The sequence below is a fragment of the Mesomycoplasma bovoculi M165/69 genome (assembly GCF_000524555.1).
GTDB lineage: Bacteria > Bacillota_I > Bacilli_A > Mycoplasmatales > Metamycoplasmataceae > Mesomycoplasma > Mesomycoplasma bovoculi.
Window position 1 is genome coordinate 288,202 of record NZ_CP007154.1, and the last position, 15,049, is coordinate 303,250.

Here is a 15,049-nt window from a genome sequence, read left to right on the forward strand (position 1 = left end):
AATATTTATAAATTTAAAAAAATATTAAATATTTTTGTAAACCATATATAATATCTAGGCTCACAATAACTATTTAACAATTTATTTATTTTTATATTAAATACAAGAAAGGATAATTATGTCATTAACTAAAAGTAAAAAAACTAAATTAGTAATTGGAATATTAATATTTGCAATTATTAATCTTTTGATCATTGGCATTACATTAATTGTTAGAACAATTCATTTTCAGCAATCATATCAAGATGCTTCAGTTTTTTTATTAAAAACTGTTTATTTAGATAACTTTTTAAGACAAAATCCTTTACTGCTTGCCACTCTTACTTTAGTGGGTTATTTAGCTTTATCTCGTGGTTTGCGAGATGCAATATTAGGAGCGATCAAAACTGCCATTGGCGTGTTTTTGCTCACAATTGGCGCTGGAAGCCTGATCGAACTTGCCAAACCTGTTTTTCAAGCCATCAGTGGCATCAAATCAGGGGGTATTGTTCCACTTGATCCTTATTTTGGTTGAACAAGTGCATCCAATTTTTTGCAAAAATCTTTTGGCGCTGGTAACAACTTTTTAACACTTGCATCCTTTGTTTTCCTAGTTGGTTTTGTTATTAATTTAATTATGGTAGCTGCTAAAAAATACACCAATGTAAACTCAATTATGATCACCGCTCATGTGATGCTGCAACAAGCGAGTGTGCTCACAGCGCTATTTTATGTAATTTTGTTTTGACAAACACCACTTGTAAATGGTGAAATTGCTTTGAGTGCCCAAATTGGACTTGTGGCAATTTCGGGTTTATTTTTGGGCCTTTACTGAAGTGTGGGCTCAACCGCCACACTAAAAATTACCAATGAAATTAGTCAAAATGGTAACTTTTCTGTGGGTCACCAACAAATGCTGTCCTTACTTCTTGCCTATAAGTTAGGGAGATTTTTTGGCCAAAAAAATAATAAAGTCGAGAATCGCAAGTTGCCAGCTTATCTCAAAATTTTTGAAGACAATATTTTTACGCAAAGCCTAATTATTTTTATTTTATTTACAATTTTATTTATAATAATTATTACCTATTATGGCCCAAGTCAAAGTTTGGATGCCAATTTTGCAGGTTTTAATGCCAACTCTGAAGTTGCTCACATTAAAGCAATTGCACAAGCTTGAAATAAAACATTTTTAGGAGCTAACTTTGTCTTTGTGATTTTAGGAGGGGCGCTCAAAATAGTGGCAGCCTTACTTGCCATCATCACTGGTGTGCGAATGTTTGTCACTGAATTACAACAATCTTTTCACGGCATTTCAGAAAAAATTATTCCAGGAGCAGTTGTGGCTGTCGATATTGCAGCTGTTTATGGTTTTTCTATCAATGCCGTTACTTATGGTTTTGTCTCTGGAGCCCTTGGCCAATTTTTAGCTGTGTTATTAAGTATCGGTTTGGCTGCTATTCCGGGCAACAACTATTCACTAGTGGCAGTGCCATTATTTATTACCTTGTTTTTCAACTCAGGAGCACAAGGCCTTTATGCCAATGCCACAGGTGGACAAAAAGCAGCCATTTTTGTGCCAATGCTAATAGGTTTTTTTGAAATTATTGTTATTTCTTTTGCACTCAAACTTGTCGAAAACATCCACGGAGTCGGCATTCCTTTGCATCAAAGTCCAGTAGCAACTGGTTTTTTAGGTATGGGTGATTGGAATCTGTTTTTTGGACTTGTTTTAATTATTAGTCAATTCCATCCAAGTGCAGCTTGAGTAGCAATAACTTTTGCTATTTTAGCCCTAATTATTTTAGCTCAAATTATTGATTCAACAACCCAAAACAAGCCAACTTGACTTCAAAAAGTGCTTAAAATAAAGGTTAAAATAATTTAATTACTTTTTTTATAAAAAATTTAAATTTATATTATAATTACAACAACTTTAAATTAGAAAACAATTACAAATTAAAAAAATAAGAAAGGAAATTATGTCATTAAAAATTGTTGCAGCTTGCGGTAATGGTATGGGCACTAGCATGATTATTAAACTCAAGGTTGAAAAATTAATGAAAGAATTAAACATTGATGCTTCTGTTGAAGCGCTCTCAATGGGTCAATCTAAAAGTTTAACTAATTCTGTTGATATAATTATTGCATCTAGTCATCTAACAAGCGAATTTGTCACAAATCAAAAGGCTAAAATTGTGGGCGTCGTTAATTTGATGGATGAAAATGAAATCAAAAGTGCTCTCAACCCTGTTTTAGCCAAGTTAAATGTAAATTAAATTGTGTTTTAGTATGGAAAAAAAGAAAAATTTTTTAGATTATTTAAAAGAATTAGATAGTATATTAGTTCATCAAGAGGCTTCAAATTGAAGAGAAGCTATTCGTATTTCATGCGAACCTCTAATTAAACAAAATATTGTTGAATCCAAGTATTATGATTCAATCATTTCCAATGTTAGAAGAAATGGTCCTTATTTTGTTCTAAAAGATAATTTTGCAATGCCACATGCAAGTTCTAGAAATAGAGTCAAAGCCGTTGGTTTTTCTCTTGTTACTTTCAAATCTCCTGTTTATTTTGAAGGTGATGATAGACCAGTTCGACTATTTTTAACAATTGCATCAACAAGTGCAAAAGAACATGTAACTTTAATGCTTCCGCAAATAGTTGAAGTTTTTAGTAGTCAAGAAAATATTACAAAAATTATTGCTGCTAAAAACAAAGAAGAAATTATTGCTATCATTGAAAGTACAAAATTTGCAACTCAAACATTCAAAGATTATCTTTAAAATTATTAAAAATCATAAGTAAGATTAGTTAAATTACTTTTTTAAACAAAAAAAATATTGCCGAGTGTTTTCTTCCTTCTGATCGGCAATATTTTTTTATTAATTATAATAATTCAATTAAATAAAAAGCAACTATATTAAACAAAATTGCTATATATGTGCTACAATTTTAGTTTATTCTATAAACAAAATTAAAGGAGAATTATGGCAGAAATTATTAAATATAAATACAAAAATTGAGAGTTTTCAAAAATTGATACACCTTTTGAATTGTTAAATGAATTTGTGCGCACTCATACCAATGTCAAAAATCCAAAAGGTGAAATTCTAAACAGAGTTACTGAAAGAATTCCTTTACGTAATTCTGCTTTTGGAGACACTCTTTTTGTTGCCAAAATTATTAAAAACAATCAAAAAACTCAATTAGTGCGGCAAATTTTAGCTTTTGCAAACAAAAATTTGCCTAAAAAAGATATTGCCTTACTCAACCAAATTAGCAAAGGTAATGGAACTCGTGCTTTAGTGCGTAATTTTATGAATATGCTACTAAAGCAATTTATTAAACAAACACCTGACAAAATTCACTCAAGCTACATTTATCAAGATGGCGTTTTAATAACTAATCACGCTGTTTATGACTACATTCTTTTCGAACCTTTTAGCCAAATTCTTAAACCATTTTTTTCAGATTCTCAAATTATTGTTGAACTAGGTAGACTTGTAAAATTAATGAACTACTTGATTGAAACAGGAAAACCAGATGAAGAAGAATATGTGCCAGAACCAGAACCTGAAATTGAAGTTCAACCAACTCCTGAACCAGCACCAGCTCCTAAATTAGAACCTACACGTTCATTTGATCCACTGCCTTTTTCAGGAATTTCAGCTTCAAGCGGAGTTGCAATTTCACATATTTTAAAATTAGATGAAGCTAAAATTGATGTTAAAGACACTAAAATCTCAGATATTGCAGCTGAAATTAAAATTTTTCAAGATGCTGTGAAAAAAACTGTAGTTCAAATCGAACAAATCAAAGATAAAGCTAAACGTTTAAAAGCACAAGAGTTAGAAATTTTAGACGCTCACATTTCAATTGCTACCGATCCAGCGCTTGAAGAAGATACTATCAAAATGATTAAGCAAAATTACAATGCAGCTTATGCTCTAAAAGAAACTGCTAGACAAAACATTGCTGTTTTGCTTGATACTAAAGATGAATATTTAATGGCACGAGCTGTAGATATTCAAGATGTCACTACTCGAATTTTAAAAAATATCTTAAACATTAATATTTTAGATCTTTCAGCCATTGACAAAGATGTTGTACTTGTTGCCCATGACTTAACTCCATCAGATACTGCTCAACTTAATGAGCATGTGCGTGGTTTTGTGACTAAAATTGGTTCAAGAACTTCCCACTCAGCCATTATGGCTCGTAGTTTGGGAATTCCAGCCATAGTTGGAGTTGGTAGTGAAGTTGATGAAATGTACACAGGCGATGAAATTGTTTTCAATGGTGATACAGGTCTAGGAATTGCCCGTCCAACTGAGGCGCAAAAAGCTGATTTTGCAAATCAACTGGCCCAATACGAACAAGAACAAGCTAAATTAGATGAGTTTTTAAATAAACCAGCAATGACTAAAGATGGCCACAAAGTAATAGTGGCTGCCAATGTTGGTTCAGTTGAAGACACTTATGGTGCACTAAAGGCTAATGCTGATGAAATTGGTTTAGTACGTAGTGAGTTTTTATATATGGATGCTTCAAACTGACCAACCGAAGAAGAACAGTTTCAAAATTATAAGAAAATTTTAGAACTAATGAATGGTAAAAAAGTTGTTGTTCGCACTTTAGATATCGGTGGCGACAAAACTTTAAAATACTTTGAATTTCACAAAGAATTAAACCCATTTTTAGGTTACCGGGCAATTAGATTGTCACTTGACAAAACTGATATTTTCCAAACTCAACTCAGAGCACTTATTCGTGCTTCACAATATGGAAACCTAGCAATTATGTTTCCAATGATTGCCACTGTGGATGAGTTTTTAAAAGCTAAAGCAATTTTTAACACTGTTTACAAAGAAGTTAGAGCAGTCAATGACAAAATTGCGCCTCGTGAGGCAATCAAATTAGGAATTATGGTAGAAATTCCAGTAACTGCTATTATGGCATCCCAGTTTGCCCACCATGTTGACTTTTTCTCAATTGGAACCAATGACTTAATCCAATACTCAATGGCTGCAGATCGAATGAATGAAAAAGTTTCTTATCTTTACCAACCACTCAATCCAGGGATTTTAAAACTCATTAAAATGACTATCGACGCTGCTCACAAGCATGGTAAACTAGTTGGAATGTGCGGCGAAATGGCGGGTGATATTCATGCTGTACCAATTTTAATAGGTTTAGGCCTTGATGAATTTTCAATGTCAGCTGGAAGTATCAACAAAGTTAAAAAACTCATTTCAACACTAGAGTACAAACAACTTATTAATATTGCACAAAAAACAACTTTATTTGAAACTGAAGATCAAGTAATAAGTTATTTAGAACACCTAGGTTTGATTTTACCTAACTAAATATATTTATTAAAATAATAGATATTTTTTTTTTTTAAAAAAAAAAAAAAATAGGAAATTTTTCAATTTTTTTTCAAAATAGTTTATAATATTATTTGAATCTATGTTAGTAAACGTGAGAATTCGTTTATTAATTTAACTAAACTAACCAGAGCAATTTGGTTAGTTTTTTTATTATTTATAATGTATCTCAAAACTTGGTCAGATTTAAGGTTTTGGAAAATACTTGCAAAATAAAAATAAAAATAAAATTTATAAATTTTATAAAAAAGTTTATAATAATATAGAATTAAATAATTCATTAAATTCAAAATTATAGTCTTTTAAAACTAATCAAAATTCAATTAGTTTTGTTTGTTGATTGTTCTAAAATAAAAAAATTAAAAAAAAATTATTAAAAAAATAAAAATGTGCTATAATTTGATATTTGCTTTTGTAGAAATAATTAAATTTTAAATACAAAAGTTAAAAAAAACTTTTTTACTCAAAAAATGAAAAAAAGTGTTAAAATATCTTAAATCATAAAAGTAGTATTTATAGCTCGAGTGGCGAAATGGTAGACGCAAGGGACTTAAAATCCCTTGGGAGTATTCCCGTGCTGGTTCAAGTCCAGTCTCGAGCACCAAGTGCGCCCTTAGCTCAGCAGGTAGAGCAAATGACTTTTAATCATTGGGTCAGAGGTTCAAATCCTCTAGGGCGTACCATTTCATTAAGTGACCAACTTTTATGATTTTTTTATTATTTACAGGTTTTGGGAAAGGAAAGTTATGGTTAAAAGAATTGCTGTTTTGACCTCAGGCGGTGACTCACCAGGAATGAACAGTGCTATAGCTGCGATTTTAAAAACAGCAGCTAGATATAATGTTAAAGTTTTGCCTATTGAGCAAGGTTATAGTGGAATTTTTTCAAGTGAATTTGTACGCTATACAACTCATTGGCCTTACAACTTTGATAGTCAAGGTGGAACTATTTTAGGTTCAACTCGATACCCCGAATTTGCAAAAGAAGAAGTTCAGGTAATTGCCAAAGGTATTTTAGAAGAAGAAAATGTTGATGCACTAATTGTTATTGGTGGTGATGGGACATACAAAGGTGGTTATGAACTTCATAGACTAGGTCTAAAAGTAATGGCTCTACCTGGAACTATTGACAACGACATTGCCCACACAGACTATACCATTGGATTTGACACTGCTCTTAACACAATTGTTGAATCAATTGATAAATTAAGAGACACAGCAGCTTCACATAAACGTTGCTTTATAGTGGAGGTTATGGGTCGCCATTGTCAAGATCTAGCTTATTATTCAGCGCTTGCAACAGGTTCTGAAATCATCATTACTAACACATTTGTGCCTACCAAAGAAGAAATAGCATCTGAAGTTGCTAAACAATTTGCCAAAGGTAAAAAAAGTGTTGTTATCACAGTTAGTGAAAATGTTTTAGAAAATCTTAAGGAACTAGCACAATTTATTGAGAAAAAAACTAGAATTACTACTCGCGAAATTGTTTTAGGTCATTTACAACGTGGTGGAAGACCTTCTGCTTTTGATAGAATCCTAGCAGCACAAATGGGTATTAAAGCTGTCGAAGCGCTAATTGATGGGAATTCTGGACTAGCCGTAGGATTCAAAGATGGTAAAATCAACTTTACTCCACTTGAAGATGTTTTTGATACAAAAATCACAGATAATGCTAAAATAATTAAACAGCTTAGCAAAATTAATCAATCATAAAAGGAGACCAATGCGTAAAATTCGTCGTGAACAAATGGCAAAAAGAAGAGAATTACGTCGTTTAAAAACTTCTAAACTTGCCAAAAAATTAAATGCTAAAAAACTAGCAGCTCAATAATTTTAAAAACCACTATTACGAATTAGTGGTTTTTTGTTTACTAATAATAATTTATAATTATCTTAGGCACAAAATTATGAACAAATTTTTTAAATTTTTAATTGTAATATTTTCACTTGCTGGTTTAGGAGTTGCTGGTTATTTTGTTTATGACAAAGTTGTTGTAAAGTATTTTGCAACACCAGAGCAACCAAAAAACTCAAAACCCAAAGTTGAACCAAAACCTGTTGAAGTTGATAAGCCAAAAAGTCAACCACCTACAAAAACTGAAACTAAGCAAGAAGATCAAGAAAACAAAAAGACTTTAAGTAAATTCACACCAATTACAAAATTTGATTTAGATAGAGCAGCATCTATGAAAGCTGATTTACCTAAAAATCATTTAAGTTTTAAACTTGATTTTGGTAATAATTTTGTTGGCAAAGAAAATGATAAGTATTATTTAGGCAAATCTAATGATGGTCTTTATGTTTATAATTTAAATGAGCCTAATATTGAAAATCATATTTTGGCCGATAAACAAACTAAAGATAAAATTCTAAATCAAGAATTTAATATTTTTGACAAAAAGAATCGCCCATTTATTTATAATTTGGATCAAATTGGTGTCTATACTCAAAAAATTAATAGTGTTGATTTAAGAAATGAGAATATTTTTAAAAGAAATATTCGCATAGCAAATGGGACAGCAACTATTTTAGATGCAAGTGCTGAGAAAACTTTACTAATTACTAACAAACATGTTTTAAAAACTGGAATCAAAGATGATAATAAGCAAGTTAATTTTTGAAATATTCCACAAAGTGACATTTTTAAATGATATGACAATGGCAAAATTCATACTATAGAATATGACGATTTAGGAATTTTATTTTATGTCAAACAAACAATTGAAAAAAACTTGTCTGAGATCAAAAATCATGATTTAAAAGCTGAAAACAAAGATGTTCAAACTGAAAATCAGATTAATTTTTTAAAAAATTTTTTAAATCCTTATTTTGAGGTTGAAACAAAATTTGATAACAAAAACGTAGATGTTGCTTTATTTTATTTTAAACATAAAAAATTTATTGAAGATATTAAAAATTTAGCAGATTTTTTTAGCAAGTCACCAGAGATGAACCAAGCTACTATTAAATTTAGCAATCAAGATGTAATTGATAAAATAAAAGATAAATTTTTAAGTAATTATCAAAATTTTATTAGTTTTTGAAAGAGTGTGGCACAAGCCAAATCAGTTGTTATCTCAGATAAGTTATGAAAAATAGGAGATAGTGACTATGACAAAATGGTTTCATTATTTTGACCTAAAGGAACACCCATTAAAAACATTTTTAAAGGAGTCTATGCTTCTACAATTCAAGCTAATACTAAATCGGTTGCTTTATTTTTTTACACAACTAATGGTCCAGGAGCAAGTGGAAGTGGAGTTTTCAATGCCAAAGGTGAATTGCAGTTTTTAAACGCATTTGGACTTTTAGCTGGTAAAAAAACATCCCCACCTGTTAAAGACAATATTGTAAGCAAACCAGGTAAATCTAAAAAAACTGAAGCTGATGATGAAGTTGAATTTTACGATAATTTAAACACTTATATTGCAATTTCTGGTGGGGTTCCTTTTGTAACTGAAAAATATAATTTGAAAAAAGAAATAGAAAAATTTTATCCTAGTAAGCAATTGAAATTAAATCAAAACAATTTAATTTCCAACATCACAACTAACACACCAATTACTGTTCAAACTAATTAGTAAACCAACATTCAAGTGAAAATAAAAACCCCTTTTATATAAAAGGGGTTTAGTTTCATACCGGCGCACCAGTTGCTAGAATTATTATGAGAAAGGGCTATCATATGCCAGGTATTTAAATAATATCATTTATTTAATGATTATTTAAAATCTCATAATATCTTTATGAAATCAAGATTATTATACCTTAAATTTTTGAAAAAGCAAAGCAAAAAATATTATTTTTGTTTTTGTGAATATAAATTAAATTCAAGTTATGTTAATATTTTGTAATCTTTTCAATACTAATTAACTAAATTTATTTGGTTTATAGCCGGTTTATAGTATAATGACTATAGTGAATTCATAATAATATTTGTTTGTTACAAAGTAGTTGTGATAATAATTAAATAATACCTAGGAGTTTTTATGATGGTGCCTAAAACATTTGCCCCTTATATGCCAAAAAATGTTATTACATTTAACATTTATGAACAACCCATAGGTATACATCCTGTTGTTGTTTGATACAATGGTGATGAGGATATGTATTATTATGTCAAAGCAAGAACTAAAAAAGATAATATTGCAGTGTCAAATAAAAACCCAAAATTTAATTCTGAAATTTTAATTCCTGCTGGTGCAACTTTAAAAAACTATTTGTTTAAAAAAGATAGTTACCTAGATTGCTCACAAATTTTTAAAATAGACAAAGATCAATTTTTAGAAGCTTATGGAAGTGATAAATTTCCAAAAGCATGAGAATTGCCTTTTAACTATTCTATGGATATTCTTAACAAAATTGAAGAAAATTTAAAAAGCAACCACATTTCCTTGATGGAAATTAGTGTAGATGGTTATGATAAAAATGATAATCCTATTATCAAACCAGAATTATTATATGCTAGCCAATCAAGTTGAGAGCAAGAAAGCAATTGATACAACAATTTAATTGATAAAGATCAAAAAAGAATGGCTGATAAATCAAAGGATGCTTATTATAAAAAAAACAAACAAATAAATGAGCTTAACATTGTTGAAAGTGCTTTGAAAGAAACTAAAGATAGTTTAGTGCAATATCGAATTTTGGACCATATTTATCAATTTATTCAAGATTATAAATTACTTGATAAAGAACTTACAATGGTAGAAATTAAAAAAGAGGTAGAAAAAAATATCATCAATGATGCACAGTTCAACAATTTTAAACTCAAGGATGCCCATATTTGAGCCAGTTTAGCAACACCTTGAGAGCAACCTGGTAATAATTTAACTTTTGAGCAAGAATATAAAATAAATTCAAGCAAATTAAAAAATAACCAACTAAAATACTTTTTTAAACACGTAACTAATGAGCAACTTGTTGCTTTAAAAGAGGCTTATAAGCAAAATAAGCTTTATGATTGAGTGTTAGCTGGCCACTTTAATCAAGAATATCATCACTATTTTGAGCAATGCCTTGAAAATCTTAATTGAAGTTCAAATGAATGTGCGGCTGAATTTATAAAATATAGATATTGCATTGATGACATTTCCATAATTGACAACGAGATAAAAAATAGAATTTAGTTAGTTGTTTATAAAAATAAACAACTATAAAATTAAAGAGTAAAAATTTGCTTTAATTTTTACTCTTTTTGTTTATTTTTGTAAGTTAATTTTTGGTTTTCTAAATTCTATTTTTGCAATCAATTAATGCTATAATTACATAGACAAATAATAAAATAAAGGAGTCTTATGGAAACTAAAACAATTGCTCGTTTGCGGGCTTTAGCCCTTGATATGATAAATGGTGCTGGAAATGGTCACATCGGGATGGCCCTTGGAGCAACTGAAATTTTTTATACTTTAGTTGCTAAAGAATTGAATTTTTCTCAAATTCAAACAGGTCAACCTAAATGAATCAATCGAGATCGATTTGTGCTTTCAGCAGGCCACGGTTCTGCTGGAATTTATAGTGTTTATCGTTTTTTAGGCTTGCTTTCAGATGATGATATTAGAAAGCACAAACAATTTGGTTCAAAAACACCTTCTCATCCAGAAATTGACAAATTTGACTATGTTGATGCTTCAACAGGCCCACTTGGCCAGGGGCTTGCAATGGCAGTTGGGATGGCTTATGCTGCTAAATTTGTAGCAAACAAATTTAACAAAACTGACTTGCAAATCATTGATCATTACGTTTATGCTCTTTGTGGCGACGGTGATTTTCAAGAAGGTGTTGGTTTGGAGTCACTTGCTTTTGCCGGAACCAACAAGCTTAAAAATTTAATTGTTATCCATGACTACAATGATGTTCAAATTGATTCAAGAAGTTCACTTGTCAACAACGTTGATTTTGCAAAGTATTTTGAATCCATAGGCTTTAAACCCCTTATTTTAAAAGGCAACAATGTTGCCGAAATTTCAAAAGCAATTGCTGAAGCAAAATTGGCAGATTCACCAGTTTATATTCAAGTGCCAACAATAATTGCTTACGGAACTGCAGTGGCCAACAAGCCAGCAGGTCATCATGGATTTTTAAATACCCAGCAAAGTATTGAGTACAAAACTAACTTGGGACTTGAAAATACAACTCCATTTTTTGTAGAGCCAGAATTTTTAGAAGAAGGTCAAAAAATGATGGCTCAAAAACAAGAGAATTACAAAAAATGAGTTGCTAAATTAGAAACTTACAAACAAAATTACCCAGCTGATTTCATTAAATTTGAGCAACTCATTTCTGGCCAAATTAATTATGAAATTGGCGAAATTAATTTCGCCAATTCTAATGTTGCAACCAGAAATTATGTTGGTCAAATTTTCGCCAACCTAGATAAGTATGATTTTTTAGTTGGTGGAAGTGCTGATTTAGTTGCAGCCACTAGAGTGAAATTAGCGCCTGAGAAAAATATTGTCTATGGAATTCGTGAGTTTGCCATGACAGCCATTAATAATGGAATTATGCTTTATAGTAAAGCCTTTCGAGCAGTTAGTTCAACCTTTTTAACTTTTGCAGATTATGCCAAATCTGCTATTAGAATGGCTGCACTTATGAAATTGCCAGCCTTATTTGTTTATAGTCACGATTCTTATCAAGTTGGCGGTGATGGTCCAACTCATCAACCTGTTGACCAGGTTGGGATGCTCCGGCTAGTTCCTAATTTACATGTAATTCGTCCTTGTGACGAGTCTGAAATGCTAGCTGCATTTCAGTTTGCTCTTGCAAAATTAGAAGAGCCAAGTGCCATTATTACAACTCGCCAAGACATTAAGTCATTTAATTTAGCGCCAGCTGATTTTCAGCCAGCTTATTTAATTTCTGAGCACCAAAACTTTGACATTAGTTTGCTAGCTTCTGGTTCAGAAGTGCAATTAGCAGTTGAAATTGCACAAAAACTCTATGAATCACAAGGAGTTTTAGCCAATGTAATTTCAGTACCTTACTTGCAAGGACTTGTAGATAATCACGATTTAATTGCTAAGCTCAAAATTAATCAAAAACCAGCTTTTGCCATTGAAGCCACAAATGATTCACTTTGGTACAAATTAGCTCGCTTCACTCGTTTTGAAGCTCACCTTGCTGCTAATTTTGGTGAAAGTGCTCCAGGAGATGTTGTTTATGAGCACCAAGGCTTTTTAGCAACAAGTCTTATTGTCAAAATAAATGAATTTTTAAAAAAAATGCCTACTAAATAGGTATTTTTTATGTAAAAAAAAAAAAAATTATAATTAAATAGCAATTTTGAAGGTTAGGGTTGTTTTGTATGATTTTAAAATTAACTAAAAAAACTAAAATTATTGTTGGACTAGTGGGTGCCATAGTGGCATTACCTTCTTTTTTTGCTATTTCACAATCATCTAATAATTTTGAAATTGGATCTACCCCTAATGTTTATTATTCATCTTTGGCACCTTCAATTATTTTGAAAAACAAACCAAATGACAATGGTTTTTCAAGTCCAGTTTCTAATTCGAAGTTTATCAAACCACCCGTTGTTAAAAAACCACCAGTGATAATTAAAACTGATCAAACTAAAGAACCGAAAAAGAAAGAAATCAAAAAAGAAGAGCCACCCAAAGTTATCAAACCACCCAAAAAAGAAATTAAAATTATTAAAAATGTGGAGGTAAGCCCACCACCTCCTAAAGCTAAAGTTGAAGATAAACCGATAACTGAACCAGATCCTACAGTTACAGAGGTTAAAAGTCAAATAAAACCCAAAGTTGTTGAAGCACCAGTGATTACACCAACTCCCCAACCGCAAATTAAAGTGATTTCACAACCCAAAGTTAGTACAGCACCTATTGTTGCAGATGTGGTTCCAAAAATTACAACTAGTTTAAGTTTACCATCTTCTGTGGCTAAAGGTGACATTGATAGACTCAAAGATTTGGCAGAGTCTCGTCGAACAAAGGCGGTAGAAGTTGCAACTAGACGAGCTGAAGAGCAATTAAAATATCTAAATGATTATGTTGATGGAATGGAAAAATCTTACAAAGAAACTATTGAAAAGTTGAAAAACCAGCAACAAAGTGAATCTTCTATTGAACAATACAATCAAGCTTATCAAAGCGAGAAAAAACCATGAGAAGATGACATCAAAAAAGAAGAAGACAAACTTGATAAATTAAAAAATTTTGATGTCAATTCGTTTACACCAGAAGAAATTATTTATTTAAAACAAGGCAGACTTCCATCACAAGAATCACCTTTTGATTGAGAATGAACTAACCCATCAAATGATCCTATAGTTAGGCAAGGTATTGCACAAAATGGTGAACGAGTATTAAAAATACCTGGCTATCAAGATAGAACTCCAGATGAAATTAATAGAGGTATTTTTAAAGGTTGAACTAAAAAAGATATTAGTGATGAAGTGAAAACTCAAGGTATTACTGGCATTGATGGGACAAATATATCTGTCCAAGAGTACTCTAAATATATTCTTTTTGACAAAAAAATAGTTCGCCAAATTACTTTGAATGCTAGTGATAAAGCTTCTTTTGATTCTTTTGCCTCACTTCTTAAAACCGAAGGTGACAAACTTAACCTTGGCATAGTGACTATTAAAAACATTGGTGAATCAAATACACAAGACATTAGTGAAATTATAAAAGCCTTACCAAAAAGCATCGAAGGTCTTAATTTGTATGTTGATGATCCAAGCTCACTCAAAGGTCTTAGTGCTTTGCAAAATCATCATCTTAAAGAATTGGTTTTGTACACAAACAATACTAAAATTTATGCTACAGACCCAAAATGAGAAATTAATCCAAATGCTCTTAAAAATGTAGATTCAGTTAGTTTTGATTACTTTGATGCTCAAGATCCTGATTTATATAGACAACCAAATGAAAAAATTCCTTCATCAATAATTTTTAATACATTGCGTTGAGACAAAAGTGATGATATCACAAAAGTTAATGAAGGACTTAAAGTAGTTTTCGATAGCAAAGCTTATCAAAAAATTTTTTGAGGAAAAACATTAAAAAAAGGTGATTATCCTGATAATCTTGATTTTTCAGATTCAACTAGTATAAAAACTCTTAAAGATATTGACTTTGCAAGTTTAGATAAAGATTTTGATGATCGTATCAAAACCTGAAAATATGAAGTTGATCCAAGTATAAGTTATAAAAAACCAAATCCAATTACATTTAATAATGTTACATTTGGAGCTACTGAAAAAAATGGGCATAATGTTTATGAAGCAAAAATTAGTGATTTTCATGAAGCTCAATTTACAACTCGACTAGCTGACAAAGATGATAAAGAACCAACTATAAATATTAAAGATGCAAATGGCCAAGTACTTAAGGATATTTCATTTTATTTAGATGGAAATGCTAGTCAAATTCAAGATGATGTAAAAGATGAGTTAGAAAAATTTGTCTCAGCAGCAAATAATGATGAGACAAAAACTTTTAACAAAATTGTAGTAAGCAGTCAAGAAGTCAAAGAAAAATTAGGTTCTTCTATTTCAGGAGTGCCGATTGAAGTCGCAACTAGCACTGCTTCAAATTAAAAATAAGAAAAATTAATTTGAAAATAATTTCAAGAAAATATCTATTTCTTGTCTAACAATACTTTGAATGTATTGTTCCATAAAATAATTATGAATATTATGCCTTTCTAAT

9 protein-coding genes and 2 tRNA genes are annotated in these 15,049 nt (G+C 30.6%); all 11 read left to right on the plus strand.

What is annotated here, in order from left to right; all coding sequences use genetic code 4:
* Positions 1-118: 118 nt before the first annotated feature.
* A complete protein-coding gene (locus MYB_RS01290) occupies positions 119-1,864 on the plus strand; it encodes a PTS ascorbate transporter subunit IIC (RefSeq protein WP_022934998.1) in 1,746 nt (581 codons plus the stop codon).
* 94 nt (positions 1,865-1,958) lie between these two features.
* Positions 1,959-2,255: a PTS sugar transporter subunit IIB gene (locus MYB_RS01295; protein WP_022934999.1), complete on the plus strand. Its 297-nt coding sequence runs from the start codon at positions 1,959-1,961 to the stop codon at positions 2,253-2,255.
* A gap of 13 nt (positions 2,256-2,268) precedes the next feature.
* The gene (locus MYB_RS01300; protein ID WP_022935000.1) at positions 2,269-2,763 is read left to right on the plus strand and encodes a PTS sugar transporter subunit IIA; all 495 of its coding nucleotides are present in this window, start codon (positions 2,269-2,271) and stop codon (positions 2,761-2,763) included.
* Between the two features lie 864 nt (positions 2,764-3,627).
* On the plus strand, positions 3,628-5,346 hold the full coding sequence (ptsP, locus tag MYB_RS01305) for a phosphoenolpyruvate--protein phosphotransferase (RefSeq protein WP_027121663.1): 1,719 nt from the start codon (positions 3,628-3,630) through the stop codon (positions 5,344-5,346).
* A 539-nt stretch (positions 5,347-5,885) separates the two neighbouring features.
* Positions 5,886-5,971 (plus strand) — tRNA-Leu (locus tag MYB_RS01310).
* 3 nt (positions 5,972-5,974) lie between these two features.
* Positions 5,975-6,050: transfer RNA gene (locus MYB_RS01315), tRNA-Lys, on the plus strand.
* 63 nt (positions 6,051-6,113) lie between these two features.
* A complete protein-coding gene (pfkA, locus tag MYB_RS01320) occupies positions 6,114-7,082 on the plus strand; it encodes a 6-phosphofructokinase (RefSeq protein ID WP_022935004.1) in 969 nt (322 codons plus the stop codon).
* Between the two features lie 194 nt (positions 7,083-7,276).
* Complete coding sequence (locus MYB_RS01325; protein WP_022935006.1) at positions 7,277-8,950, plus strand: Mhp366/Mhp367 family surface (lipo)protein; 1,674 nt, start codon at positions 7,277-7,279, stop codon at positions 8,948-8,950.
* Positions 8,951-9,358: 408 nt separating this feature from the next.
* Complete coding sequence (locus tag MYB_RS01330) at positions 9,359-10,498, plus strand: Mbov_0400 family ICE element protein (protein ID WP_022935007.1); 1,140 nt, start codon at positions 9,359-9,361, stop codon at positions 10,496-10,498.
* Positions 10,499-10,666: 168 nt separating this feature from the next.
* The gene (locus tag MYB_RS01335; RefSeq protein ID WP_022935008.1) at positions 10,667-12,607 is read left to right on the plus strand and encodes a transketolase-like TK C-terminal-containing protein; all 1,941 of its coding nucleotides are present in this window, start codon (positions 10,667-10,669) and stop codon (positions 12,605-12,607) included.
* A gap of 68 nt (positions 12,608-12,675) precedes the next feature.
* Positions 12,676-14,937, plus strand: a complete 2,262-nt coding sequence (locus tag MYB_RS01340) for a putative immunoglobulin-blocking virulence protein (protein WP_022935009.1) — start codon at positions 12,676-12,678, stop codon at positions 14,935-14,937.
* The last annotated feature ends 112 nt before the right edge of the window (positions 14,938-15,049 follow it).